This window comes from Geothrix sp. (assembly GCF_020622065.1).
In the GTDB taxonomy this organism is placed as follows: domain Bacteria; phylum Acidobacteriota; class Holophagae; order Holophagales; family Holophagaceae; genus Geothrix.
On sequence record NZ_JAHRYQ010000002.1, the window covers coordinates 1,000,030 to 1,026,212 of the forward strand.

At 64.5% G+C, this 26,183-nt stretch carries 25 protein-coding genes, 1 other RNA gene and 1 pseudogene; 15 read left to right on the forward strand and 12 right to left on the reverse strand.

Features of this window, described 5'->3' with window-relative positions; genetic code table 11:
- Positions 1 to 8: 8 nt before the first annotated feature.
- On the reverse strand, positions 9 to 467 hold the full coding sequence (locus QZ647_RS14035) for a 23S rRNA (pseudouridine(1915)-N(3))-methyltransferase RlmH (RefSeq protein ID WP_291272761.1): 459 nt from the start codon (positions 465 to 467) through the stop codon (positions 9 to 11).
- Between the two features lie 90 nt (positions 468 to 557).
- On the opposite strand from QZ647_RS14035, the gene QZ647_RS14040 reads away from it, so the two are divergent.
- The 7 genes from QZ647_RS14040 (at position 558) to ssrA (ending at position 5,575) form a co-directional block, all read left to right on the forward strand.
- Positions 558 to 1,166 carry a hypothetical protein gene (locus tag QZ647_RS14040; protein WP_291272762.1) on the forward strand — a complete coding sequence of 203 codons (609 nt, stop codon included), beginning with the start codon at positions 558 to 560 and terminating at the stop codon, positions 1,164 to 1,166.
- 111 nt (positions 1,167 to 1,277) lie between these two features.
- Positions 1,278 to 2,525, forward strand: a complete 1,248-nt coding sequence (locus QZ647_RS14045) for a Glu/Leu/Phe/Val dehydrogenase dimerization domain-containing protein (protein WP_291272763.1) — start codon at positions 1,278 to 1,280, stop codon at positions 2,523 to 2,525.
- Positions 2,526 to 2,659: 134 nt separating this feature from the next.
- A complete protein-coding gene (locus QZ647_RS14050) occupies positions 2,660 to 3,715 on the forward strand; it encodes a hypothetical protein (protein ID WP_286354667.1) in 1,056 nt (351 codons plus the stop codon).
- Between the two features lie 94 nt (positions 3,716 to 3,809).
- A complete protein-coding gene (locus tag QZ647_RS14055) occupies positions 3,810 to 4,289 on the forward strand; it encodes a YcxB family protein (protein ID WP_291272764.1) in 480 nt (159 codons plus the stop codon).
- Complete coding sequence (locus QZ647_RS14060; protein ID WP_291272765.1) at positions 4,286 to 4,864, forward strand: DNA-3-methyladenine glycosylase; 579 nt, start codon at positions 4,286 to 4,288, stop codon at positions 4,862 to 4,864. The genes QZ647_RS14055 and QZ647_RS14060 overlap by 4 nt, the downstream gene beginning before the upstream one ends.
- 21 nt (positions 4,865 to 4,885) lie before the next feature.
- Positions 4,886 to 5,089: a 4-oxalocrotonate tautomerase family protein gene (locus QZ647_RS14065; RefSeq protein WP_291272766.1), complete on the forward strand. Its 204-nt coding sequence runs from the start codon at positions 4,886 to 4,888 to the stop codon at positions 5,087 to 5,089.
- 94 nt (positions 5,090 to 5,183) lie between these two features.
- Positions 5,184 to 5,575, forward strand: a transfer-messenger RNA (tmRNA) gene (gene ssrA, locus QZ647_RS14070).
- Positions 5,576 to 5,877: 302 nt separating this feature from the next.
- Here the strand turns inward: ssrA and QZ647_RS14075 are convergent.
- From QZ647_RS14075 to QZ647_RS15660, 9 genes and pseudogenes are all read right to left on the reverse strand, one after another.
- Positions 5,878 to 6,285 carry an ester cyclase gene (locus tag QZ647_RS14075; protein WP_291272767.1) on the reverse strand — a complete coding sequence of 136 codons (408 nt, stop codon included), beginning with the start codon at positions 6,283 to 6,285 and terminating at the stop codon, positions 5,878 to 5,880.
- Positions 6,286 to 6,715: 430 nt separating this feature from the next.
- Positions 6,716 to 7,411 carry a response regulator gene (locus tag QZ647_RS14080; protein ID WP_291272768.1) on the reverse strand — a complete coding sequence of 232 codons (696 nt, stop codon included), beginning with the start codon at positions 7,409 to 7,411 and terminating at the stop codon, positions 6,716 to 6,718.
- Positions 7,408 to 10,095 (reverse strand): sensor histidine kinase KdpD, encoded by a 2,688-nt coding sequence (locus tag QZ647_RS14085; RefSeq protein WP_291272769.1) that lies wholly within the window; start codon positions 10,093 to 10,095, stop codon positions 7,408 to 7,410. The genes QZ647_RS14080 and QZ647_RS14085 overlap by 4 nt, the downstream gene beginning before the upstream one ends.
- 41 nt (positions 10,096 to 10,136) lie before the next feature.
- Entirely contained in the window at positions 10,137 to 10,724 is a 588-nt protein-coding gene (kdpC, locus tag QZ647_RS14090) for a potassium-transporting ATPase subunit KdpC (protein ID WP_291272770.1), read from the reverse strand.
- A gap of 9 nt (positions 10,725 to 10,733) precedes the next feature.
- Complete coding sequence (kdpB, locus tag QZ647_RS14095; RefSeq protein ID WP_291272771.1) at positions 10,734 to 12,821, reverse strand: potassium-transporting ATPase subunit KdpB; 2,088 nt, start codon at positions 12,819 to 12,821, stop codon at positions 10,734 to 10,736.
- Between the two features lie 64 nt (positions 12,822 to 12,885).
- Entirely contained in the window at positions 12,886 to 14,583 is a 1,698-nt protein-coding gene (kdpA, locus tag QZ647_RS14100) for a potassium-transporting ATPase subunit KdpA (protein WP_291272772.1), read from the reverse strand.
- Positions 14,580 to 14,672, reverse strand: coding sequence for a potassium-transporting ATPase subunit F (locus QZ647_RS14105; protein WP_286354657.1), 93 nt, complete (start codon positions 14,670 to 14,672; stop codon positions 14,580 to 14,582). Before QZ647_RS14105 ends, kdpA begins: the two co-directional genes overlap by 4 nt.
- 208 nt (positions 14,673 to 14,880) lie before the next feature.
- Positions 14,881 to 16,233, reverse strand: a complete 1,353-nt coding sequence (locus QZ647_RS14110) for an outer membrane beta-barrel protein (RefSeq protein ID WP_291272773.1) — start codon at positions 16,231 to 16,233, stop codon at positions 14,881 to 14,883.
- Between the two features lie 166 nt (positions 16,234 to 16,399).
- Positions 16,400 to 16,984, reverse strand: a pseudogene (locus tag QZ647_RS15660) (NAD(P)H-dependent oxidoreductase).
- Positions 16,985 to 17,209: 225 nt separating this feature from the next.
- Here QZ647_RS15660 and QZ647_RS14120 point away from each other — a divergent pair.
- Positions 17,210 to 17,626 (forward strand): (4Fe-4S)-binding protein, encoded by a 417-nt coding sequence (locus QZ647_RS14120; RefSeq protein ID WP_291272775.1) that lies wholly within the window; start codon positions 17,210 to 17,212, stop codon positions 17,624 to 17,626.
- Between the two features lie 17 nt (positions 17,627 to 17,643).
- Here the strand turns inward: QZ647_RS14120 and QZ647_RS14125 are convergent, their stop codons facing one another.
- Both QZ647_RS14125 and QZ647_RS14130 read right to left on the reverse strand, forming a co-directional pair.
- On the reverse strand, positions 17,644 to 18,228 hold the full coding sequence (locus QZ647_RS14125; RefSeq protein WP_291272776.1) for a YceI family protein: 585 nt from the start codon (positions 18,226 to 18,228) through the stop codon (positions 17,644 to 17,646).
- 65 nt (positions 18,229 to 18,293) lie between these two features.
- On the reverse strand, positions 18,294 to 18,860 hold the full coding sequence (locus QZ647_RS14130; RefSeq protein ID WP_291272777.1) for an ester cyclase: 567 nt from the start codon (positions 18,858 to 18,860) through the stop codon (positions 18,294 to 18,296).
- A 537-nt stretch (positions 18,861 to 19,397) separates the two neighbouring features.
- On the opposite strand from QZ647_RS14130, the gene QZ647_RS14135 reads away from it, so the two are divergent.
- The 7 genes from QZ647_RS14135 to gdhA all read left to right on the forward strand — a co-directional run bounded on the left by QZ647_RS14135 (position 19,398) and on the right by gdhA (position 26,108).
- Positions 19,398 to 19,622 carry a hypothetical protein gene (locus tag QZ647_RS14135; protein ID WP_291272778.1) on the forward strand — a complete coding sequence of 75 codons (225 nt, stop codon included), beginning with the start codon at positions 19,398 to 19,400 and terminating at the stop codon, positions 19,620 to 19,622.
- A 130-nt stretch (positions 19,623 to 19,752) separates the two neighbouring features.
- A complete protein-coding gene (locus tag QZ647_RS14140; protein ID WP_291272779.1) occupies positions 19,753 to 21,351 on the forward strand; it encodes a BamA/TamA family outer membrane protein in 1,599 nt (532 codons plus the stop codon).
- 336 nt (positions 21,352 to 21,687) lie between these two features.
- Positions 21,688 to 21,966 carry a hypothetical protein gene (locus tag QZ647_RS14145; RefSeq protein ID WP_291272780.1) on the forward strand — a complete coding sequence of 93 codons (279 nt, stop codon included), beginning with the start codon at positions 21,688 to 21,690 and terminating at the stop codon, positions 21,964 to 21,966.
- Between the two features lie 72 nt (positions 21,967 to 22,038).
- Entirely contained in the window at positions 22,039 to 22,326 is a 288-nt protein-coding gene (locus QZ647_RS14150) for a hypothetical protein (protein ID WP_291272781.1), read from the forward strand.
- A 79-nt stretch (positions 22,327 to 22,405) separates the two neighbouring features.
- Positions 22,406 to 22,774, forward strand: a complete 369-nt coding sequence (locus QZ647_RS14155) for a PRC-barrel domain-containing protein (RefSeq protein WP_291272782.1) — start codon at positions 22,406 to 22,408, stop codon at positions 22,772 to 22,774.
- 539 nt (positions 22,775 to 23,313) lie between these two features.
- The gene (locus tag QZ647_RS14160; RefSeq protein WP_291272783.1) at positions 23,314 to 24,423 is read left to right on the forward strand and encodes an HD domain-containing phosphohydrolase; all 1,110 of its coding nucleotides are present in this window, start codon (positions 23,314 to 23,316) and stop codon (positions 24,421 to 24,423) included.
- 335 nt (positions 24,424 to 24,758) lie between these two features.
- On the forward strand, positions 24,759 to 26,108 hold the full coding sequence (gdhA, locus tag QZ647_RS14165) for an NADP-specific glutamate dehydrogenase (protein WP_286354652.1): 1,350 nt from the start codon (positions 24,759 to 24,761) through the stop codon (positions 26,106 to 26,108).
- Positions 26,109 to 26,183: the final 75 nt, after the last annotated feature.

Here is a 26,183-nt window from a genome sequence, read left to right on the forward strand (position 1 = left end):
GGCCCCATTCACTTGTGGTAATGCTTGCCCCGGAGAATGGTGAACGCCCGGTAGAGCTGCTCCAGGAGCATCACCCGGCTCAGTTCGTGGGGGAAGGTCAGAGGCGACAGGCTCAGCTGCTCCCGGACCTCCGCCTTCAAGCCGGGATCGAAACCGTGGCTGCTGCCCAGGGCGAAGGCCAAGCTGTCGCCCCGGTCCATGCGCTCGCCCAGCCACTTGGCGAGGGCCTCGCTGTCCCGGAGTTTTCCCTCCGGCGTGAGGAGCACCGGGCATTTCACGGCCTTCAGCTTCGGACGAAGGCGCTCGGCCTCCTCCCGCAGCTGGCGGGCCGGATCCCCCTTACCCTCGGTCAGTTCCGTCACCTCCAGCCGCGCAAAGGGTCGGAGCATGTCGAGGTAGTGGCGCTCCAGCTCCCGGCAGGGATCCAGCCGCAGGCGTCCGAACGCAAGGAGGGAGATGGGATACATGATCCTATTGTGATGAATTTCCCTTGGCAGCCTAGCGGGTTGGCTCCACCATCCTTGTCATCCTGACCATCCCGTCCCGGAGGTAGTTTCATGCGTCGTTCTCTCGCATTGCCCCTCGCCAGCCTGCTCCTGTTACCCGCCTTCATCGGGTGCGGCGGCGACTCGATTCCCACCACCGCGCCCGCCGCGGCGAAGGAGCCCGCCGACATCCTCTACCACCTGCAGTACCTGGTGGTGCGCAAGGACTACAAGCACGCCGCCCTCATCGCCCCCATCACGCCGGATGTGGTCTACCCCTCCGCCATGCACTTCCACAAGCAGGCCAAGGAGCTGGGCATCACCCTCACGCCCGAAGAGCTCAAGGGCCTGGGCATCGAGCACCTGGCCGCGCGGCTCGACGAGCTGCCGGGCGGTCCCACCGACGACTACCCGGTGAAGGACGCCCGCCTGGCCTTCAATGCCGGCCTCTATCGCCTGCTGAAGGGCATCACGGACAAGTCCTGGGGCAAGATGCGCCACATGGGCATCACCGACAACTCCGCCGCCCGCCAGTTCGGGTCCTCCACCATCGTGAAGGACATGGCTCTCGGCTTCGATGGCACGAAGGTCCTCACCGTCAGCTGCCTCAAGAAGCCCGATGGCACCTGGGGCGTCTCCTACCTGCGCTATGAAGTGGCCCTCAAGAGCCTGAAGCAGTAGGCCCTCCCGCTCTTTTGCCGCGCCCCGGAGTCCACGGATTCCGGGGCGCGCTATGCTTGGGCCGACGCTTGGGCCGGCCGCCGCAGGCCCGAGCGGACGCAGGGGGTTCCCATGACCGGGGCCATGAACCTCTTCGACAGTGTCAGCCGGCAGTTCGATGAGGCCGCCGACATCCTGGGGCTCTCCCAGGACATCCGAGAGCTCCTCAAGATCCCCTACCGCGAGATCACCGTCGCCATGCCCATCCGCATGGATGACGGCACCCTGAAGGTCTTCAAGGGCTACCGCGTGCAGCACAACGGCGTGCGCGGCCCCCAGAAGGGCGGGCTCCGCTTCCACCCGGACCTGGACCTGGACGAGGTCCGCGCCCTGGCCAGCCTCATGACCTGGAAGACCGCCGTGGTGAACATCCCCTTCGGCGGCGCCAAGGGCGGCATCCAGTGCGATCCCGCGAAGATGTCCCAGCATGAGTTGGAGATGCTCACCCGCCGCTACATCTCCAAGCTCTCCATGGTGCTGGGCCCCACGCGCGATGTGCCGGCCCCGGATCTGAACACCAACGCCCAGACCATGGCCTGGGTGCTGGACGAATACGGCCGCAAGAACGGCTACCAGCCCGCCTGCGTCACCGGCAAGCCCGTCGAGCTGGGAGGCAGCCAGGGCCGCGAGGCAGCCACGGGAAAGGGGGTGGCCCTCTGCACCCGGGAAGCCTGGACGAAGGTGCTGGGCAAGGAGCTGAAAGGGGCCCGGGTGGCCCTCCAGGGCTTCGGCAATGTGGGCGGCTTCGCGGCAAAATTCCTGGATGAGATGGGGGCCCGGGTGGTGGCCGTGGCCGACCGCGGGGGCGCCGTCCGGCGAACCGAAGGCCTGGAGGTGGCCGCCCTTTCGGACCACGCGCGGCGCCACCAGGGCACCGTGGCGGGCTTCCCCGGCGGCGAGGCCTTCGATCCGGCGGCGATCTGGGCCCAGCCCTGCGATATCCTCATCCCTGCGGCCCTGAGCGGGGTGCTGACCCAGGCCACGGCGCCGGCCGTGACGGCCCGGCTGATCGTGGAGGGCGCCAGCGCCCCCACCACGCCGGAGGCCGACCGGATCTTCCGGGACAAGGGCATCCTCCTGCTCCCCGACATCCTCGCCAATGCCGGCGGCGTCATCGTCTCCTACTTCGAGTGGGTGCAGAACCTCCAGCAACTCTTCTGGACCGAGGCTGAGGTCTTCGAGAAGGAGGAGAAGATCCTGCTCCAGTCCTTCCGGGATGTGCAGGAGCGGGTCCAGCAGCACGGCTGCACCTGGCGCGTGGGCGCCCTCGTCCTGGCCCTGGGGCGCGTGACGAAGGCCAATGCCTTGCGTGGCTGGTAGGTGCCTTCCCATCAAGCTTTGCATTACGGATGAGAATGGGTGCCTTTCCCGGCTGGCCTTTCCTGACCCGGGCTGGGAAAATCATCCGTTGGGCTGGTGGGGGCGTCCCGAAGAAGACCGGCCGCGGAGGATCCATGTCCAAGAAGAACATCGTGCATGTGGTCGGCACGGGCACCATCGGCGAACCGCTGATCGGCCTGCTGACGGAATACAAGAAGGAACTGGGCATCGACGAGGTCACCTTCCACAAGAACAGTGTCAGCGACCGGCCCAAGGTGAAGGCCCTGCTGAAGCGCGGCGCCAAGCTCGTGGTGGACGCGGACAAGGTGGAGGGCTTCAAGGCCTGGGGCATCGAGCCCGCCATGCTCCACGACCAGGCCCTGGACGAGGCCACCGTGGTCATCGACTGCAGCCCCAAGGGCATGGACATGAAGGAGAAGTTCTACACGAAGTACGAGCACAACACCAAGGGCTTCATCGCCCAGGGCAGCGAGTTCGGCTTCGGCACCATGTATGCCCGCGGCATCAACGACGAGGTGCTGAAGGGCAGCGGCCAGTATGTGCAGGTCGTCAGCTGCAACACCCACAACCTGTCCTGCATCATCGACACCCTGGCCCTCAAGGAAGGCGCCGACAACCTCGTCGAAGGCAGCTTCGTCTGCATGCGCCGGGCCAACGACATCAGCCAGGTGAAGGACTTCTGCCCCGCTCCCCAGGTGGGCACCCACAAGGACGGCAAGTTCGGCACCCACCACGCCCGCGACGCCTACCACCTGTTCCAGACCAAGGGCCTGGAACTGAACCTCTTCAGCAGCGCCGTGAAGCTCCCCACCCAGTACATGCACAGCCTCTGGTTCGACCTGCGGCTCAAGCGCCCCACCACCCTCGAGGCCCTCAAGGCCCGCATCAAGGCCAACGACCTCATCGCCATCACCGAGAAGAAGGACGCCAACACTGTGTTCTCCTTCGGCCGCGACCAGGGCCACTTCGGCCGCATCCTCAACCAGACCGTGATTCCCCTCAGCACCCTCACCATGCCCAGCGAGACCCGCGTGGTGGGCTTCTGCTTCACCCCCCAGGACGGCAACAGCCTGCTCTCCAGCGTGTCTGCCGCCCTGCGCTTCATCCACCCGGACGATTTCGAGCAGCGCATCCAGGTGCTGAAGCCCTACTTCTTTGATGAAGTGTAGGGTCCCGAATCGCGGCGCGATTCGAGTTGTCAAACGGGCCCGCAGTGCGGGCCCGTTTTGATGGAATGCTTTTCCTGAACCCACGGGGATGCCCATGCAGATCACGGCCCACTACACCCTAACCCCCGCCGAGGCCCTGCGGGGCACCCGGACCTTCAAGCTGCTCTGGTACGCCGTGTCCGTGATCTCCGGCCTCGTCCTGATCCTGCTGGGTCTGGTGGGCACCCAGGCCTCCCAAGGCCAGCAGGGGTTCAGCATCTTCATGATGCTCAACGGCCTCCTCTTCGTCGTCCTTCCCGAAGCCGTCCTCCGCTGGGCCCGGCTGCGCCGGGGTGCCCAGGCCTACACGCCCATGGAAGTGAGGCTCGACGACGACGGCCTCACCCTGAGCACCGACTCCGCCGAGGGCAGCCTCCCCTGGGCCGCCTTTGCGGACATCCAGCGGCGCAGCGGGTTCTGGATCTTCCGCATCAGCCGGTCGCAGGCCGTCCTGGTGCCCGAGCGGGCCCTGGGGGCCCCCGCGGGCGAAGACCTGGAGGCCTTCCTGCGGGAACGGAAGCTGCTGAAGCGATGAGGCTCCAGGGCCCCGTGGATCTTGCGGCCCGCGCCCTGCTGGGCCAACGGCTGGTGCGCGAGGGCGTCACGCTCCGCATCACGGAAGTCGAGGCCTACGGCGGGCCCGGAGACAGCGCCAGTCACGCGCGCCATGGCCGCACCCCCCGCAACGCGCCCATGTGGGGTCCGCCGGGACATGCCTACTTGTACTTCTGCTACGGCATGCACTGGATGCTGAATGTGGTGACCGGGCCCGAAGGCGAGCCTTCCGCCGTGCTCATCCGCGGCGCGGAAGTCCTTGAGGGGCTGGAGACGGTGCTGGCGCGGCGGCGCGCCAGCCAGGCCACGGCCCAGCTCTGCGCGGGGCCGGGCAAGGTCGCCCAAGCCCTGGGCCTCGACGGAACCTTCGGCGGCCACGACCTGCTGATCCCCGGCGGCCTGGAGCTGCGCCCGGGGCCGCCGCCGGTCCGGGTGCTCGCCGGCCCCCGCCTCGGCATCGCCTTCGCCACCCCCGGGGACCAGGCCCGCCCCTGGCGCTTCGCCGACGCGGACAGCCGGGCCGTTCTCCAGCGGAAGGCCCTCGATCCGGGCTAACCTTCACCCCAGGAGGCCGCCATGCCCTATGTGAACATCCGCATCACCCGCGAAGGCGCCACTTCCGAGCAGAAGGCCCGGCTCATCCAGGGTGCCACCCAGCTCCTGGTGGAGGTGCTCGGCAAGAACCCCCAGACCACGGTGGTGGTCATCGACGAGGTGGAGACCGACAACTGGGGCATCGGCGGAGAGTCCGTCACCGTGCGGCGAAAGCGAGGGCAGTAGCCCCCGGGGCTTGTGCATCCCCCCGCCCCCCACCATACTCAACCTCCGCTTCAACTGAACCCTCGAGGGGGCGAAGGGGAGCAACACCACACACGGGGGTGACCGGTTTCGACAGGTCGTGATCCGGGTGTCCGGTGCAGGCGGGGGTTGGACGGCTGGCCCCCTCATCAAGCCGCCCACATCAAACTGCCAACGATAACTTCGAACTGGCTCTCGCTGCCTAGGGCAACCTAGGCTCCGAGCGAGTACTCGCGATCTCTGGGTAGCGGGCTCGTTAAACCTCCGAAAGGGTGGCTTCGGCCTGCCGGACGGAGGCACCAGATAGGCTGCCGCGACGCCCCCTGACGGCGGCCGAAATCCAGGAGGCAAGCGTCCCGAGCGGCTCGTCCGTTCCCCGCCGGGAGGCTCCAAGAACGGACCAAGCCTGTGGATGAACCGCCAACCGGCATGTCTTGGACGTGGGTTCGACTCCCACCACCTCCACCAAACAAAGGGACCCGTGAGGGTCCCTTTGTTTGGTGGAGGTGGTGGGAAGCATAAGATCGCCAAATGGACACCTTATGCTTCCTAATCTGGTACGGACATTTTACGCTTCCCAACCATCCTGGTGGCACTGGGATGACTGGACCAATTGCCCCGACCAAAGGCCTCTTACGAGTGAAGCGAACCGGCCCCGCCTGCACCGAGGCGCGGAGCGGAGCCGAGAAAGCGAGAAGCTGAGAGAGAACGGAAGGCAATGCAGGCGGGGTCCGAGTTGAGCTGAGGGTTAGACGCCACGAGAACGACAATCAAGCTTTCGAAATTTGGGCAATGGCCCCGTAAATATCGGCACTTCCCCAGTGTTCAATGTATTTACCATCTTTCACATGCACGATGTCGGTTACTTGTATGAGGATTCGTCTGCCAGTCTTGGCATGACCAAAGAACGGCCCGGAATGTGTACCTTCGATGGTTTTTCGAGTGGCAACCTTACCGTTTTCTTCAAGCTGATCATGAATCAAAACTTTGATATCTGTGAAAGCTTGGTGAAGGACATTGGTGAAGAATGCTGCAAATCCATCTGGTCCTTTTGAGACCCCAGGCGGTGCTGAATGGTTAATGAATTCTGGTGAGACGAGATCGGAGAAGGCAACCATATCGAGGTTTTCGATGACTTCGTGATTGAACCTTTTGACGACTGACTTGTTCTTACTCATGTGAATGCTCCAATGGGGGGCAGCTAACTTCAAATTGGACGGCGGGGACGAAGGTATTCGTAATTCGCCCAATCCGGTTTTGAGGAGAGTGTAATTACTGATTTTACCGAGAAGGTATTGAACGGGGCATATTGGATACCCAAACCTGAGGTCCGGCAGGACAGGATGAAGTGGCTCAGGATTTCGGAGCCCGAGTATCAGCGCAAGGTCGGAGCTTCATCAGCTACCAGCAAACGCACCTCGGCAGGTCCACTACCTGGCCCTCCCGCCATTCGCTCACCCCGAAGATCCGCCGCAATGACGCCACGGCCCTCCGGAGGTCGGCGGCCCTCCCTTTTTCGAAGGAGGAACCGCATGGCCTAGATATCCACCTCCCGCTGTCCCAGGTGTTGAACGAGGCTGAAGAACCGAGAAGCGTTGAGAGTTACTCCTATTCATCGGTCCGCAGGCGATAGCCAACACCCGGTTCGGTCTGGAGATAGGTCGGTCTGGATGGATCGACTTCCAGTTTGTGCCGCAGTTGGGTCATGTAGACGCGCAGGTAAAGCGGCTGGGCCGCCGCGACGCCACCCCAAACTTCCTTCAGCAGCTGCCGCTGGGTGACCACTTTGCCCGCGTGGCGGATCAGGGTCGTGAAGAGTTTGTATTCCAAGGGCGTCAGGTGGATCTCCTCTCCCGCGACCCATACTTGGCGCTTGCCCAAGTCGACGCGCCAACGATCCAGCAGGAAGACCGGATCGGACTGGGAGCTCGGATCCGCGTGGCGCAGGGCCACCCGGACCCGGGCCAGCAATTCGCTGGTGCCGAATGGCTTGGTGAGGTAATCATCCGCACCCAGGTCCAGGGCCTTCACTTTGTCGGCCTCCTGACCCCGGGCCGAAATGACGATCACGGGAATCCGACTCCACTCCCGCAAGCGGGCCAGCACTTCCAGCCCATCCAGGTCGGGTAGGCCGAGGTCCAGCAGGATGACCTGGGGCTGGTGCTGGGCCGTCTGTTCAAGCCCCTCCCTGGCCGTACCGGCCTCAAGGTAACGGTAGCCACCGCCCTCAAGCGCGACCCGGAGGAAACGCCGCATCTGAGGTTCGTCCTCCACGAGCAGGACAAGCGGGGCCGGAGCGGTCATGAACCTTCCTCCGGCAGGGACGGCGGCGCTCCCAGGGGCAAGGTGACCAGGAACTGGGCCCCGCCTTGGGGGTGGTTGACCGCCTGAATGCGCCCTCCATGGGCCGTCACGATGCCTTTGCAAATGGCCAGGCCCAGGCCGGCGCCGGGGCGGCTGGCGGCGGCTTCGCCCCGGGCCAGCTTCTCGAAGATCCGCTCCGCTTCACCTTCGGCGATGCCCGGCCCTTGATCCGTCACCGAGATGGTGAGGGTGTGCTGGGTCGTCCAGACCTTGATGTCCACGGGAGATCCGGCCGGGGAATACTTCATGGCGTTGTCCAGCAGATTCATGAGCACCTGCTCCATGAGGACCGGGTCCATGGAGACGAGAGGCGGAGCCTCCGGAAGGTGAATCCTGACACGGGCGGCATCTGAACCCAATTCCCGGCGGTTGAGCACGGCCCCGATCAACTCCTCCACGGGGATCCATTCCGTTTGAAGGTCGAGCGCCCCCGACTCCAGGCGGGTGATGTCGAGGAGGTTGCTGACCAGCCGGTGCAGACGCTGGGCCTCCTCCTGGGCCGTGGTCAGCAGGTCCCGGCGGGTGGATTCCGGCAGGTCGGGGGTCTCCAGGGCGGTACTGACGGCACCCGTGATGACGCCGAGCGGGGTCCGCAGATCATGCGAGACGGAGCTGAGCAACGCATTTCTCAGGCGTTCCTCGTCGGCGCGTCGGCGATCCGCATGACTCTGCTCGGCCAAAATGGCCCGCTCCAGGGCCAGGGCCGTCTGGTTGGCGAAGGCTTCCAGCAGCTGGTGCTGATCCGGCTCGCTCCACTGGGGCGCGCCATCGGGCAGAACCCCCATCACCCCCAGGGTGCCGCGAGTGCCCCGAAGGGGCAGGTAGGTGGCGCGGGCACCGGGCAGCGTCAGCGTCCCGAGGCCCGCGGGCTCCCCGTGTTCGAAAACCCACTGGGCCACCCCATGTTCCTGGCTGCTCAATGGAAATCCCTGGGAGTGGACGAGGGCAGCCAGGCTTCCACTGGGTTCCGGCAGGAGGACCACCGCATGGCTATGGAACTGGTTCGCCACGGTCTGGATGGCGGTCGCCACGAGGGCCGTGGAGCTGGCGCTCTGGGCCAGCTCCTGCCCGAGCCGGTAGAGGGCCTGGGTGCGCTGTTCGCGGCTTCGGGCCAGGCGGGCCTGGGCCTTGATCCGCTCGGTGAGGTTTCCGATGACCACCCCCACCAGCAGCATCACCGAGAAGGTTCCCACATGGCGGAAGTCGGAAACGACGAAGGTGAAATAGGGTGGGATGAAGATGAAGTCGAAGGCGGCCACGCTCAGCAGGGAGGCGAGCAGCGAAGGCCCCCGACCGAACCGGGTCGCCACGATGAGGATCCCCAGCAGGTAGACCATCACGATGTCGGCCAATTCCGCGCGCCGGAAGACGAGCCCCGCGACGGCCGTTGATACGGCGACCGCCAGGACGCTCAACAGGTAGTTCCGCAGCGGGCTGGTAATGTGAGATCGCAGGCTGGGTTTGGGGTTGGAGGCCACGGCTTCGCCCGTGATGACATAGATGTCGATATCGCCGCTGGTCCGGATCAGGTCATCCACCGGAGAGCCTGTCAGCACATCGAGCCAGCGAGAACGGGTGGGCTTCCCCACCACGATCTTGGTGATGTTGCGGTCCCGGGCGAAGGCCAGGATGTCTTCCTCCGCCCGTCCGCAGCCTTCGAGAACGACCGTCTCCCCCCCTAGTTTCTCCGCCAGCCTCAGGTTGGCCTCCACCCGGCTGCGTTCCTCCTCGCTGAACCGGAGATGCCGGTGTGATTCCACATAAAGGGCGATCCAGGAGGCTCCGAGAGCGCCGGCCATTCGGCGGGTGGCGCGGATCAGCCGCTCGGAGAGGCCATCGGGGCCCACGCAGACCAGCAGCCGTTCACCCGCGGCCCAGGTTTTCCGAATGCCCTCGGATTCCATGTAGCGCCGCATCTGGACATCCACATTCTCCGCGGTATGGCGAAGGGCAAGCTCCCGAAGTGCCAGGAGGTTCCCTTTCCGGAAGAAGTGATCTCTCGCATGCCGGGCCTGATCGGGCAGGTAGACCTTCCCCTCCTTGAGGCGAACCAGCAGATCATCCGGCGACAGATCCACCAGTTCAATCTCATCGGCCCGTTCGAGGAGTGTGTCCGGAACATTCTCGCGGACGATGATGCCCGTGATCTGGGCCACCACATCCTTGAGGCTCTCCAGGTGCTGCACATTCATGGTGGTGTAGACATCGATGCCCGCATCCAGCAGCTCGAGCACATCCTGCCATCGCTTTGCGTGGCGGGAGCCCATCACATTGGCATGGGCCAACTCGTCCATGAGGATCAGGCTCGGCCTTCGCGCCAGAGCCGCCTCCAGATCGAACTCCGGAAGAAACTGGCCGGAATACGCGAGCTCCTTCCGGGGAAGCACCTCGAGGCCCTCGATCAGGGCGGCCGTCTCGCTGCGGCCGTGGGTTTCCACCACACCGATGACCACATCCGCCCCTTCTGCCCGGCGCTCCTGGGCCTCGGAGAGCATGGCGTAGGTCTTGCCGACACCGGGCGCCGCCCCGAAGAACACCTTCAGCTTCGCACGCTGCTGGATGGCCTCTGCCTCCTGCACCTGTCGGAGCAGCTGATCGGGGTCGGGCCGGCGGGGTTCGGGCATGGGGAGGCTATCGCAGCGCAGTCACCGCAGTGTCCTGCCTTTTACCTCAGCTCTGCTAGTGCCAGATTCAGCTTGAGGACATTCACGCGGGGCTCCCCCAGGCAGCCGAGCTGCCGGCCTTCCGTGTGAGCGGCCACCAGCGCCCTCACCTGCGCGACCTCCAGTCCGCGGGCCCGGGCGACTCGGGGGATCTGGAATTCGGCCGAGGCCGGGCTGATGTGGGGATCCAGGCCGCTTCCTGATGTAGTGACCAGGTCTACCGGCACGGGGCCCGTGGCCTGCGGATCGGCGGCTCGGAGGATTGCCATCCGTTCTTGGACGAGCTTCCCCAGCGCCGGGTTGCTGGGGGCCAGGTTCGACGCGCCGCTGTTGGCCGCGTTATAGGGAAGCGGTTTTCCTGCGGCATCCACGGTGGCCGAGGGGCGGCCCCAGAACTCTCCGGGCGAGCAGAAGGATTGGCCGATCCACTCTGAGCCGAGGACACGGCCATCCTTGGTGATGAGACTCCCTGCGGCCTGACGGGGAAACAGAAGCCGGGCGAGCCCCGTGACCACCAGGGGATAGGCGATTCCCGTCAGGAGGCTCAGCGCCAGGAAGGAGATCAGGGCCGGTCGTAGTTGCAGGTTCATGGGTGAGCCTCAGGCGGCAAGGTGAAGGGTGACGAGCAGCCAATCGATGAGCTTGATGCCCACGAACGGAACGGCGAGGCCGCCGGCGCCGTAGAGCAGCAGGTTGCGCTGAAGCAGTTGGGCGGCTCCCACCGGCCGGTAGGTCACGCCGCGGAGCGCCAGCGGAATGAGCACGACGATCACGAGGGCATTGAAGATCACCGCTGAGAGGATGGCGCTCTCCGGGCTGTGCAGCCGCATGATGTTCAAGGCTCCCAGGGCGGGATAGGTGGCGACGAAGGCCGCCGGGAGAATGGCGAAGTACTTGGCCACATCGTTGGCGATGCTGAAGGTGGTCAGCGATCCCCGGGTCATGAGCATCTGCTTGCCGATTTCGACGATCTCGATGAGCTTGGTGGGGTTCGAGTCGAGGTCCACCATGTTTCCGGCCTCCTTGGCCGCCTGGGTGCCGCTGTTCATGGCCACGGCCACATCGGCCTGGGCGAGGGCCGGTGCATCGTTGGTGCCGTCGCCCGTCATGGCCACCAGCCGGCCGCCGGCCTGGTACTCCCGGATGAGCTTGAGCTTGGCTTCGGGGGTGGCCTGGGCCAGGAAATCGTCCACGCCCGCCTCGGCCGCGATGGCAGCGGCCGTCAGGGGGTTGTCACCGGTAATCATGACGGTCTTGATGCCCATGCCGCGCAGTTCGGCGAAGCGCTCTTTGATGCCGCCCTTCACGATGTCCTTGAGTTGGATCACGCCCAGGGCGCGTGGTCCTTCCGACACGACGAGCGGAGTCCCTCCCGCCGTGGATACCTGGTCGACGGCGCGTCGCACATCCTCCGGAAACCTGCCGCCCAGGCCCTGAACATGGTCCTCGATGGCCGACGCCGCACCTTTGCGGATCTGGCGGTCGCCCAGATTGACCCCGCTCATCCGGGTCTGGGCCGTGAAAGGTATGAAGTGGGCGTCCAGGGCGTGGAGATCCCGCTCGCGAAGACCATATTGTTCCTTGGCCAGGACGATGATGCTTCGTCCCTCGGGTGTCTCATCGGCCAGGGAGGAGAGCTGTGCGGCATCCGCGAGATGCTCCGGCTCGATGCCTTCCGCCGGAATGAACGCCACAGCCTGCCGGTTACCCAGGGTGATGGTGCCGGTCTTGTCGAGCAGCAGCACATCCACATCCCCCGCCGCCTCCACGGCTCGGCCGGATGTGGCAATGACATTGGCCTGAATCATGCGATCCATGCCAGCGATGCCGATGGCACTCAGGAGCCCGCCGATGGTGGTGGGGATGAGGCACACCAGCAGAGAGACGAGAACCGTCAGACTCACCGGGTGGCCCTGGCCCGCCGCCCGGGTGGCGTAGATCGAGTAGGGCAGCAGGGTGGCCGTGGCCAGGAGGAAAATGATCGTGAGTCCCGCGAGAAGGATGTCCAGCGCAATCTCATTGGGTGTCTTCTGGCGTTTGGCGCCTTCCACCATGGCGATCATGCGGTCGAGGAAGCTCTCGCCGGGGTTGGAGGCGATGCGGATGAGCAGCCAGTCCGAAAGCACCAGGGTTCCTCCTGTGACAGCGGAGCGATCCCCGCCGCTCTCCCGGATCACCGGTGCGCTCTCGCCCGTAATAGCGCTCTCGTTGACGGTCGCGACGCCCTCCACGACCTCGCCATCTCCCGGGATCGTCTCGCCAGCCTCCACGAGCACGAGATCGTCGATGCGCAATGCCGTAGCGCCGACCATCTCGGAAGGTCCTGTCCGGTCCTTCCCGAGCAGCCGGCGGGCCTTCACATCCTTCTTCGATTTCCTGAGGGAATCCGCCTGGGCCTTGCCCCGACCTTCCGCCATGGCCTCGGCGAAATTGGCGAAGAGCAGGGTGAACCAGAGCCACAAGGTGATGGCCAGGATGAAGGAGGGCCGCCCCTCGCCATGGCCCCCCAGTGCCTGGATCCACAGCCCGGTGGTGAAGGCGCTGCACACCCACACCGTGAACATGACCGGATTGCGGAGCTGATGAAGCGGATTGAGCTTCCGGAAGGCGTCGACTGCCGCCCGGCGCACGATGAGGGATTTGAAAAGGGGGCGAGCCTGGATGTCCTGCCGGGAATGGGAAACCACCATGCCCTCCTTCATGAGGGTTCGGTTATCGAGACAAGGGAATGTGAACCATCCATGCCGCACCTCAACGCAGGGACAGGTGCTCGGCGATGGGGCCAAGCGCCAGGGCTGGGATGAAGGTCAAGGCACCGACCAGAAGCACCACCCCGATCAGCACGCCGACAAAAAGGGGCGTGTGGGTGGGCAGGGTCCCGAGGCCTTCGGGTGTGTGCTTCTTCTGGACAAGGGATCCAGCCATCGCCAGAACCGGCCAGATGACGCCGAATCGGCCCAGGAGCATGGCGATGGCGAGTCCGTAGTTGTAGAAGGGGGTGTTGGCATTCAGCCCGCCGAAGGCGCTTCCGTTGTTGTTGGCGGCGCTGCTCCAGGCGTAGAGGATCTGGCTGAACCCGTGAGGCCCCGGGTTGCTGACGGAAGCGGTGGCCGCAGGCGACAGCACGGAGATGGCGGAACCCATCAGCACCGCGGCGCAGGGGAGGAGGATGGCGAGGGCCGCCATCTTCATGTCGAAGGCCTCCACCTTCTTCCCCAGGTATTCCGGGGTGCGACCCACCATCAGCCCGCTGATGAAGACGCCCACCAGAACGAACATCAGCATTCCGTACAAACCCGAACCGACACCTCCGAACACCACTTCGCCAAGTTGCATGAGCAGCATGGGGACGAGTCCCCCCAGGGGGGTGAAGGAATCGTGCATGGCATTCACGGATCCGTTCGAGGCGGCGGTGGTGGCCGTGGCCCAGAGGGCCGACGCGCCTGCACCGAAGCGGACCTCTTTGCCCTCCATGTTGCCGCCGGTCTGTGAAAGGGCTGCGGCTTGAGTGGCGCCCGCGTTCGACAGGGACGGATTCCCCTTCAACTCTGCCTGTGTGCAGACGGTCAGGGCCAGAATGAAGATGGCGCTCATGGCCGCAAGGAGGGCCCATCCTTGGCGGCGGTCCTTGACCAGGCGTCCAAAGGTGACGCAAAGGCCGGCGGGAATGAGCAGGATGCTCACGGTTTGTACGAAGTTCGACAGGGGCGTGCTGTTCTCGAATGGATGCGCACCGTTCATGCCGAAGAAGCCTCCCCCGTTGGTCCCCAGCATCTTGATGGCGACCTGGGAGGCGGCTGGCCCCATGGCCAGGACCTGCCCGCCGCTGGTGTGGACATAGGCGCTGAAATTCTGGATGACACCTTGGGATACCAGGAACAGGGCGAACACAAACGACAGGGGCAGGAGGATATAGAGGGTGCTTCGAACCAGGTCCACCCAGGCATTGCCCAGGCCCGTCGCGTTTCGCCGAGTGATTCCCCGGATGAACGCCGTCAACACGGCCATGCCCGTGGCAGCAGACAGGAAGTTCTGCACGGCGAGGCCCAGCATCTGGGTGAGGTAGCTGAGGGTGCTCTCGCCGCTGTAGGCCTGCCAATTGGTATTGGTGATGAAACTCACAGCCGTGTTGATGGACAGATCGGTGGCGACATTGCCCATCCCTTCAGGATTCAGCGGCAAGGCTGCCTGGGTCTTCAGCAGCAGGAACACGGCGCCAAGTCCGATCAGCTTGATGAGCGTGATGGACCAGGCATAAGCCTTCCAGCCCATGTCCTCCTGAGAACGGAGGCCCATGGCGCGATACATTCCACGCTCCACCGGGCCCAGCAATGGATGCAGGAAGGTCCGATCCCCCTCCAGGACTTTGGCCATGTGGGCACCCAGCGGGAAGGCCAAGGCGAGAAGGACGACCAGGAAGACGAGGTTCTGGGCCCAGGCGTAGCTCATTGGAAGGACTCCGGGCTGAGAAGGGCGAAGGCGAGGTAGGCGAGCAGGCCCAATGCCAGCAGGGCGGCGATGAACAAAGCAGGTGTCATGGCTGCTCCATGGTTAGTCCCCAAAGCATTGAGTGAGGAGCCAGGCCACCAAGGGGAACCACATGATTGCCAAGGCCAAGACCACCTCCCCTATTCGTTTCGAGTCGTGAGACCCCATCTCCAGTGCAATCCGGGTTCCCAACCACCCGATGAAGGCGGCGAGAGGGGGGGACCACGGCATGAGCAGGCGCATGGGGAGGGGCCAAGATCAGAGCTTCACAAGCAGGGCCAGGTTGATACGGCTTTCGGTCCGGCGGAGATCGGGCGCCCAGCCAGCCACGGTAGAACCCAGAGGGCCCTGATTGCCTCCCGGAGGTGTGACGCCGTTTGCTCCGGCGAAATAGGGCACGCTGGCACCACGCCTGTTGAACTCGCCGCGAAAGGTGATGTATGGACTGGGCATGAAATCGTAGGTCACCGAGTAATCCCATGCATGGAAGGGATCACCCGGGTTGGCCGTGAAATAGGGGGTTCCCGAGGCCGCGGTGGCCCCGTTGACTGGGGGCACCAGGACAAGGTACCGGCCGGGGTTCGTGATGGCGCCGCCGCCGATGGTGATGGCATGGCGGTCGTGGGCGAACCAGAACCGGTTGTAGAGCATCCAGCCGGCAAAATACTGCTTGGGCTCGGCCGCAGTCCCCGAACGACTCACTCCGCCGCCCTGTTCGTCACCCAGGTCGAAGGTGAATGTCGCGGCCATCTTGCTCAGGAGGGACTCGGGCTGGTCGTAGTACTTCCATTGGATGCTGTTGTCCGTGTGGCGGCGGGTGCGTTTCGGGTTACCCGGCGTGTCCGCGCCCAGGAAATAGTTGTTCGAGATGACATTCAGGCTGCCCGTTGGGCGCCAGTTGAGGGAGGCGCCGATGCCGGGGGTGTTGTTGAAGGTGTTGTAGGACTGCCAGCCGTTGATGAGCCAAAGCTCCAACTTCAGCTTGTCCGTGGGGAAGACCTGGAGGCGCATGCCGTTGAAGAACCAGGGCGTGTTGGCGGAAACATACGAGGGCTGGTAGGCCCAGTTGTCGAAGTTGTAGTAGCTGAAGAGGCCGATGTAGGACATGAAGATGCCCGCATCGAGGTTGATGCCGTTCATCACATCCCAGTGGTATCCCCCGTAGGCCTCGGAGAGATAGCGGTAGGCGTTGTCCGCCTGCCACTGGCCCCGGGTCGGGCTTGCGTCATTGCGGGGCGTCATCGTGGAGTACATCCCGAACTGCGTCATGATTCGGCCCCGGACATTGTCCCAGTGGAAGTCTCCGCCGAGGCCCACCTGCTGCACCTGGATCTCATTGGTCCGGCCTGTCTCGCAGGAACCCACGAGCGTGTGGTCCTGCGGGTGGTTGAAGCTGTAGATCGCGTTGACATCGGCCCGGAATTCGCCCGTGAAATACTTCGAATCGAGCACGGCCTCCTTGGTGCGGGCATTCCCATTGAGCCAGGTGAAGTCGGCGAAGGCGAAGGGCTCCGCGGCCTTTGCTGGCCCGGGGCCGACAGGAGCTGGAGATGTAATCTGAGCCAGCACCGGCAAGCCTGCCCATGCACACAGGAGAAGAGAGGCTTTCATCGAGGCTCCAAGCCTGGCTCACCAGCCAGTCGAAGCAGAATGAGCTTCAGGACATTAGGGCGGCGTTAGGGTTTGGACGCGCGGCGTTAGGATTTTGTTAATACCTCACGCGGCGACGGGTGATCCTCGAAAGATCCCTCTGTCTAGGCCGCCTGAAGGATTCCGGTCACTTCGGTTGTCCATGACCTATTGCGCGCCGTCCCTCAGAGGCGAGTCCTTCACGGCCATCCGTGGCATTCATCCAGTCCTGCAGGAACCCTCGGCTGCCCGCCCCAATGTTGCCGTGGGCGTCAAGCAGCCCTTCTTTGGCAGGAATGAAGGCTTCCGGTTGGCCGAGCGTGGGCACATCCAGGTGCGCGAGGACATTGCGCAGATGCTGCTGCGCAAAGGGGGTACCAATGCTGTCGATGGCAGGCGCCCAGCACCCCTGCGGGCTTGCCCGTCCAGGCGCTTTGGCCGTACGGGCGCGAGGCATGGTCGATGGCATTCTTGAGGACACCGGGGATCGAACGGTTGTATTCCGGGGTTACGAACAGCAGGCCTTGGGCTGCGGCGATCTCGGCCTTCAAGCGCAGTACCAAGGCGGCCTGATGGGCATCATCCTCCTCGCTATAGAGAGGCAGATCCTCGATCTCCACTTGCTTGAATACGAAATCGGACGGCGCCAATTTGACGATGGCGTTCGCAGCTTGCGGTTGAAGGACTCCTTGCGCAGCCTGCCGACGATCACGGCGATGGGGTAGCGGCTCATGTCGGACTCCCCTGTGGTCTATGAACGGTGGATGGTGAACTCGACCCATGGGCGGTACAGCGTAGAAGCTAGGTTGTAGCGACAGACGGGCAATGGGTTGCGATTGACTTTGGCATCTGCTTTTTACATTTCACAAAGCGGTGTCCTGCACCCTGCCGGAGCGCCTGGCTGGTGGTTCGCTCAAATCCCATCGGCCCTCGTATGCTGGGGCCCGAGGAGGAGCCCATGCGGCGTGGGATCGTCAAGCACTACACCCGTGACGGCGTCACCATCGTCTGGCGACCTGGTGTCTGCATTCACGCCCGCCGCTGCTTCCACGGCCTCCCCGCCGTGTTCGATCCGTCTCGCCGCCCCTGGGTGGACTTGGATGCGGCTGACCTGGAGCAGATCCTCGATCAAGTTTCGAAATGCCCCTCCGGCGCGCTCAGCATCAAGCGGAACGAGGTTGGGCCGCCCCCGGTCGGTGTCCGGGCCGAGCTGGTGCCGGATGGTCCCCTGGTCCTCCGCGGAGAACTGACCCTGGCGCTGCCGGATGGCGGTGAGCAGGCCTGCGTGGGGACCACGGCTTTCTGCCGCTGCGGAGCCTCCGGGCGGAAGCCCTTCTGCGATGGATCGCACCGGCAGGTGGCCTTCAAGGGTTAGCCAGGACCCGCGGCCTTCTACTTGGCCGTAGTCGGCTGGACCTTCGTGAACTCCGTGTCGATGATGATCATCACTTCATCACTGATGCCGACGGGGTCGAAGGCAATGCCGAATGCTTTGCGGCTTACCGTGAGGGTGGCAGCCAAGCCTCGACGAGTACCGCCCCAGGGGTCCGTGACCGCCTTGGTCGGTCCCACCACATTTAGCACCACGGACTGAGTCACGCCCTTCATGGTCAGGTCGCCGGTGACCTTCAGCTTGCCCGGGCCCGCGTGGCTAACCTTGGTCGACTTGAATGTCATGCTCGGGAACTTGGCCGCGTCGAAGAAGTCCGGGCTGAGCAGGTGTTTGTTGCGTGCCGCCACCCGGGTGTCGATGGAAGTGACATCGATCGTGACCTCGACACTTGATCGGGTGATGTCCTTTTCATCGATCTTGATCTGACCCTCCGTATGCCCGAAATCGCCGCGGACGGTGCTGATCAAGAGGTGCCGCACCGCGAAGGACGGCCGCGTGTGGTTGGGGTCAATGGTCCAGGTGCTTGTTTGGGCCAAGATCGGGAAGGCGACAACGGACAGAACGGCCAGGACAAGTCGTTTCATGGATGGTCCTTTCGCGACAACACGGCACCCGTGGGGAATGGATTGGAAATTCGAGTCCGGATTCATCACTGCGCCAGGCCGAGCTGCTTCATGAAGGCCTGGTTGTCCCAGAAGAGGTATTCCTCATCCATGGTGCCGCCCTTCCAGTGGCCCACGGTGGACATCATGAGCTTGAAGGCCTTGCCCGTCGGTGCGATGGTCTTGCCGTCGCCGATCGGCATGGGCTGGGTGAAGGTGCCTTCCATCACGCCGATGACGCTGGTCCACTCGCCCTGGGTGATCTTCACGGGATGGACCTTGATGTGGGTGTCCGGGGCAAAGACGAACATCGGCTTCAGCTCGGCGATGTGCGCCTCGAGCCCCTTCGTCGTATGCCCGTCCGGGTAGTGCACGAGGATGTCCGGGGCGTGGCTCTCCGGGAAGCGATCCCACCTCTGGTTCGAGTACACATCGAAGTCCAGCGTGTCGAACTTGGCAAGGTGGGCCCTGCCCAGCTTCTCCGCCGCCCGGTAGCGGGAGAGCTCGGAAGGCGCCGCCTTGGCAGCAGATTCCTGGGCGCCCAGCGCGCCTTGGAGCAGCGCGCCGGCCACCAGGACGAGGACCCTGCGACGGAGGTGGGTGAGAGGGGCCATAGGTCACATCCTTGGTTGGTTTGATTTGATGTATTGGCGTATCAAGATGGGTAGCCACGGCGGGGGGCGCCACTTTTTTTTGGACGCGGGGATGGAGCCCCCTTCGTATTGAAGGCGGATCCCATCAACTTGATGGAAGCCTTGGGGTCACCGGCGGAACGGCGAGCGCCAACCTTTGCACCAAGGGGACATGAGCCATGGCCCGGAACCTGCTCCGCCTAGATCAGACACGCCCGGGCTCAGCCCTGGGGATCACGAATGACCGGGGTTCCTTCCTGATCGGGGAGACAGCACCGTCTGACAGCAGGCCCCCCTGGAGTGACCCATGAACCGACAGGCTCCCAGTTCCCGATTTTCCCTGCTCGCGCTTGCGGCCTGCAGGGCGGTGGCCCGCACCCACGAGTCCCACGAGACCCGAATGCGGGGCGGGGACCGGCATCGATGAGCCGCTTCTCGAATGACAACCACCGAACCGCTGCGGGCCGGCGACGGGGACTGTCCGTCCTGCGCCTGCACAAATCAACCTTGGATGACCCCATGCGCATGAACCTCACCTTCGCGGCCGGCCTGATCGTCATCGGCATCGCAGCCATCATGTACCAGGGCATCACCTTCACGACCCGCGAGACCGTGGCCGAGCTGGGAGCCATCCATGTGACCGCGGATCGGACTCACGCCGTTCGGTGGCCGCCCATCCTCGGGGCCGCGGCCATTCTCGGCGGTCTGGGCCTGCTGCTGGTGGGAAGCAAGCGGACACCCTAGGAGATCGACATGCCCGGGAGTTTTCCAATCGCCATGGTGGTGCTGATGCTCCAGCAGATCAGCGGCCGCCCTTAGCCAGGCCAGCGCCATGGACGACCGATCGTCACACCTCCGCTGGCTTGGAGTTTGGATGGTTCCCGCGACGGCGAGCCTGGCCTTCGCGGCTGCCTCCATGCCGCGGGCCTGGCAGGGCTACGAGGCCAGCCAGGCCCGCATCGGGCGCATCGTCGTGGACATCGGTGATGTTTTCGACCTCAGCAAGCCCGACGAGAACACCTGGATCGGCCGAACGGCCAACCATCTTCACGCCTCCACGCGGGAAGCGGTGATCCGTCGGGCGCTCCTGTTTTCCGAAGGGGAGCGGGTGCACGAGCGGCGGATCTATGAGACCGAGCGACTGCTGCGCGCCCTGCCCTTCGTCAAGGATGCCCACATCGATCCCGAGGTTCAGCCCGATGGAACCCTCACGGCCCGCGTGCGGGTCCGCGATGCCTGGACCACCCAGATCAATGGGGGCTACTCCCAGGTGGGCGGCCAGCGGGCCATGGACTTCGGCCTCGACGAGAAGAACTTCATGGGCAGGGGCAAGAGCGTCGCCTTCGACCTCTCGAAGGATCACGAGCGCAGCACCTGGGGCCTGGCCTACGGCGACCCGCAGGTCTTCGGCAGCCGCTGGACCCTGGCCCTCCACACCCAGTACCTCACCGATGGCTACACGCGCAGCCTGAAGCTGGAGAGACCCTTCTTCGCCCTGGACACGCCCTGGTCCACGGGGGCCTCGCTGTCCCAGATCCACGCCAGCCTCTACCTGTACGATCAGGGCAAGCAGGTGTTCCAGGCCCCCTTCATCCAGGATGAGATCCGCCTGATGGGCGCCAAGGCTGTCTATGCCGCCAATCATCGGGCGTGGCGGCTGGGTTTGGCCCTGCATCGCGCCGACACCACCTATGGCTCCATCACCAGTACGGCACTCCCCGGCCCTCTCCTCGCGCCCACCCTGACCAATCGCCGCCTGCGAGGTCCCGCCCTCACCCTCTCCACCCAGAAGGATGCCTTCGACAGCTTCCTGGATCTGCAGGGCATGGACACCCCCGAGGACTACAACCTGGCCTGGAATGGCGATGCGGAGCTGGGAACCTACAGTCGGGCCTGGGGCTCCTCCCTGGCTGCCCCGTTCTTCAAGGTCCAGGCCGCCCGGGGCTGGTCCAGCTCCAGCGAGGACCTCACTCTAGTCGCCCTCTCCTGGGATGGTCGGCGGCCCGCCACAGGCCTGGAGAACAGCCACCTGGGTGTTTCGCTGATCCGATACCACAAGCTGGCACCCGACCACATCCTGGCGGGCATGGTGACCGTGGACCGGGCCCAGCGACCCGATCCCGAGACCTGGTACTACCTCGGCGGCGATCAGGGTCTGCGAGGGTTTCCGAACCAGCTGCACCCGGGAGATGCCCGGTGGACCGCCTCGTTCAACTACCGGCTGCTGACGGATCAGCGGTGGTGGGGCCTCGTCCGACTGGGCTACAGCGCCTTCGTGGATCTGGGTTCGGTGCGCCGCCTGGACGGGCTGGGCTGGTCCCGCACCTACTCGGATGCGGGTCTGGGGCTCCGCCTGGGCAATCTGAAGAGCAGCTTGGGTCGCGTCATCCTGCTCAGCGTGGCCGTGCCCTTGAACCGTGAGCCCTACCAGGCGCGCTGGCAGTTCACCGTCGGCAACGCCATGCGCTTCTGAGGGTGAGCCCCCCTCCCTCCGGACTGAAGGATGGGTCCTTCATCTTGATGGAAGAAATCACCCCTGCCTCGACCCCGAGATGACTTAACCACTTATAAATAGCGCCTTAGGAAATGGCCTGAATCGTGCGCAGAGAGACTCCACCCAGAGGAGTCCTGCCTTGAGCGTGCCCACTACCCTCGTCCGCCGAGTTGCATTCGGGCTTGCCTGGCTGACGGGCCTCGCCCTCTTCAGCCTGCAGTTTGCCTGTCGCTCGACCCGCGAGGGTCGGCAGGCGAGCCACCGGGTCGACACCTCCATGCACCCTCCCAATCCCACCCCGTTCTAGGAGCCACCATGACGATCCACGAGATTCCCCTGATCCAGTCCCGCCCCACCCCGAATCCCCAAACTCCCCCCCCGGGGCTGGATCCCCAGATCGGCGACACCCCCAAACCACGGGAGACCACGGCCTCTAAGAAAGTCGATGACCTGTCCCGCCACGAGTCGAATCACGACCTGCCCCCGAAGCACGAGCCCAAGCTCAATGCCCGCGAGAAGGACCGTGGCTCCGTCAAGCCCGGTGGCACGCCCGGCAGGGATGACCAGACGCCGCTCGACACGACGAAGAAGTAACCCATCACCCGCGCCCCCGGCAGGCGAATTTCTTCCGTCCGCCGGGCCTCCGCCCTTTTCTTTGAGGCCCCCATGTTAGAGCACCGCAAGAACTATGAAAGCCAATTGGAGGCGCAGTTGGCGCAGTGGAAGGCCGATATCGATGTCATCAAGGCCAAGGCCAGCCGCGCAGAAGTGGCCGCCAAGGTTCATTACGACCAGTCCATCGATCACCTTCAACGCCTCCACGAGGATGCGGGCCACCGGCTGAGCAGCCTCAAGGAGGCGAGTGAGGAGGCCTGGGAGAGCCTGAAGCTGGGTACGGAGAAGGCCTGGACCCGCTTCAGTTCGGAATTCCACCGGTCCAGCGAGAAGCCTTGAATTGTCTCCCCCTCAAGGCCTCAAGGCCACCAATCCTTGAGGCCCGTCTTTCCATTTCATGCGTCCCAGGGGCAGTGACATGAGCCAGCTCATTCTGTTTTCCAATTCGCCCGTGAAAGCTTCCAGCATCCTCGGCACCCGTGTGGTGGACATTCATGCGGAGACGCTGGGCAGCATCAAGGAGATCGTCCTCGACCCCCGGACCGGCCGAGTGGCCTATGTGGTCATGAGCTTCGGGGGCTTCCTCAGCCTGGGGGAAAAGCTGTTCGCCATTCCCTTCAGTTCCTTCGAGTACGACCTGACGAACAACCAGTATGTCCTCCAGGTTCCCAAGGACCGGTTGGAGCGGGCCCCCGGCTTCGATGCGGACCACTGGCCTTCGATGTCGGACGAGAAGTGGAACCGGGATCTCCACACCTACTACGGCCACTCCCCTTACTGGGAATAGGCCGGATTCCGGGCCGGGCCAAGCCGAAAGGCCCCCCGGCTCCACTCATCCTCTGCACCCCTTCCGGAGTCTTCCTGATGAGCCAGAACCCGCACCCATCCGCCCTCCCATCCCTGATCACATTCCTGGTGGGCGCAGCACTCGGCGCCGTTGTGGTGGCCCTCACCACACCCAAGTCGGGTCCCCGCCTCCGCCGAGACTTGAAGGGCCTGGCCAACCGAGGCCGGGCTCGCGGCCATCGGGTCGCCAGGGAGCTTCTCGGGCCTGATCCACGGCCGCGCCGAACCTATGTCTGGCATACCCCAGACGCGAAGGGCGGCCACCCGATCTCGGTGGACGATCTGCCCGGCTGAACCGGGCCAGAAGAGAGGATCCACCATGCGAGCCCTCGCCGATCATGGCCCCGGGAAGAAGGCCTTCAAAGAACGGCCGACTCCCGTCCTCACGGTCGCTGCCAATGCGGGGCCTCGCGAATGGGCCCGGGTGGTCGTACGGCGGAATGGGCAGCCGACCAGTCATCCCGTCACGGGCCGGTGGCCATGATCAAGCTCTCCGAGATCCTCCAGGGCAAGATCCTCATCGTGGACGATCAGGAGGCCAATGTCCTCCTGCTGGAGCGCATGCTCCGGGATGCAGGATACGGTTCCCTCAGCTCGACCATGGACCCGACCAGGGTGCGTGACCTGCATGCCCAATGGGCCTACGACCTGATCCTCCTGGACCTCCGGATGCCGGGGATGGACGGCTTCCAGGTCATGGAAGCGCTTCAGCGGGACGCCCCGGGCGGCTACCTGCCCGTACTGGTCATCACCGCCCAACCGGATCAGAAGCTGCGGGCCCTCAAGGCCGGCGCCAAGGACTTCGTGACCAAACCCTTCGATCTCGCCGAGGTCCTGGCCCGGGTCCACAACTTCCTGGAGGTGCGCCTGCTGCATAAGGAGCTGGGCCGGCAGAACGAGGTGCTGGAACAGCGGGTGGCCGAGCGGACCCTGGAGCTGCAGCACAGCTACCTGGAAGCCATCTTCTCCATGACCCGCGCCGCGGAGCATCGGGACAAGGAGACCGGTGCCCATGTCCAGCGCATCAGCTACTACTGCCGGGAGTTGGCTGGCGTGCTGGGCATGGATGAGGCGTTCATCGACCAGATCTTCTTCGCCAGTCCCATGCATGACATCGGGAAGATCGGCATCCCGGATCAGGTGCTGCTCAAGCGGGGCAGCCTCTCCCTGGATGAGTGGGCCCTCATGCGGGAGCATCCCCGGATGGGCTCGGACATCCTGGGGAACAGCCTCTCCCCCTACCTCAAGATGGGGGCCGAGATCGCCCTGTATCACCATGAACGCTGGGATGGCAGCGGATACCCGAGTGGCGCCAGGGGGGCGGTGGTTCCCTTGGCGGCGCGGCTGATGAACATCTGTGATGTCTACGATGCCCTGCGCAGCCGTCGCCCCTACAAGCCCGCCCTCGACCACCCGACGGTCATGACGATCATCACGCAGGGGGATGGCCGGACCCGTCCTGGCCACTTCGACCCCATGATCCTCGATGCCTTCCGAAGCCATCACCACCGCTTCCGGGACACCTTCCATGCCTTTGCGGAGACGGAAGGTGGTCCTGGGCTGGCAGCTGGCGAGGCCATGCACTTCTGAGCATCTTTCATCTCACCACTTGATCGATGGGGCCCCTCAGGATCGGTACCTACGACGGCCCCGGGGTGAGATTCCCTTCGGAGAGCCGCTTGACATTCCGTCAAACAATCGAATCAAATCCCCGCTAATAGCCCCCGATTTAGTGCTTCCCATCACCTCTTGAGACCTGCCCCTCCCCGGGTCCGGCTCCTGCGGCTAGAGTCATGTCGTCCTGTTTCCGGCCTTTGAACCATGCCGCGCGGCCTCGGGACGGGCACCGCGGACCTTCCCTTCATGCCCCCTTCCGACCGGTGCTCCGGCGCCGGTTTCACCCCCCTTCCTTCACCGGAGGAACCATGAGCCAGTATGTCAACGAAGTCCTTGAGGGCCTCAAGAAGAAGGCCCCCTGGGAAAGCCTCTTCATCCAGGCGGCCACCGAGATCCTCCACTCCCTCGCCCCGGTCCTCGAGAAGGAGCCCAAGTACAAGAAGAACGCGATCCTCGAGCGCATGGTCGAGCCCGAGCGCGCCATCTCCTTCCGCGTGCCCTGGGTGGACGACAAGGGTCAGATCCGCATCCACAACGGCTGGCGCGTGCAGTTCAACAGCGCCATCGGGCCCTACAAGGGCGGCATCCGCTTCCACCCCAATGTCACCCTCGACACGCTGAAGTTCCTGGGCTTCGAGCAGATCTTCAAGAACAGCCTCACCGGCCTGCCCATGGGCGGCGGCAAGGGCGGCTCCAACTTCGATCCCAACGGCAAGTCGGACGCTGAAGTGATGCGCTTCTGCCAGTCCTTCATGATGGAGCTCTTCCGCCACATCGGCCCCGACACGGATGTGCCCGCGGGCGACATCGGCGTGGGCGGCCGCGAAGTCGGCTACATGTTCGGCATGTACAAGAAGCTCGCCAACGAGTTCACCGGCGTGCTCACCGGCAAGGGCCAGTACTGGGGCGGCAGCCTCGTGCGCCCCGAAGCCACGGGCTACGGCGTGGTCTACTTCGCCGAAGAGGCCCTGAAGACCAAGGGCGACAGCATGCAGGGCAAGAAGGTGGCCGTGTCCGGTTTTGGCAATGTCGCCTGGGGCGCTGTCACCAAGGCCACCCAGCTGGGCGCCAAGGTCGTCACCATCTCCGGCCCCGACGGCTACATCTATGACGCCGACGGCATCAGCGGCGAGAAGATCGAGTACATGACCGAGATGCTCCGCATCGACCGCATGTCCGTGGCCCCCTACGCCCAGAAGTTCAAGACCGCCCAGTTCCACGCGGGCAAGCGCCCCTGGGAGCAGAAGGTCGATGTGGCCCTGCCCTGCGCCATCCAGAACGAGCTGAACCTCGACGAGGCCAAGAACCTGATGGCCAACGGCTGCAAGGCCGTCATCGAAGGCGCCAACATGCCCAGCACCCTGGATGCGGTGGAGTTCTTCCAGGCCAACACGGGCAAGATCCTCTTCTCCCCCGGCAAGGCCTCCAACGCCGGCGGCGTGGCCACCTCGGGCCTGGAGATGAGCCAGAACTCCATGCGCCTGGGCTGGACCGCCGAGGAAGTGGATGCCCGCCTGCACCAGATCATGATCAACATCCACAAGTCCTGCGCCGACGCGGCTGCCCGCTTCGGCACCCCCGGCAACTATGTGAACGGCGCGAACATCGCCGGCTTCATCAAGGTGGCCGACTCCATGATCGACCAGGGGCTCGTGTAGTTCCCGTTCTTTCCCGTACACAGAAAAGGGGGGCCGCATGCGGCCCCCCTTTTCTGTGTAGATCGCTACACTGCC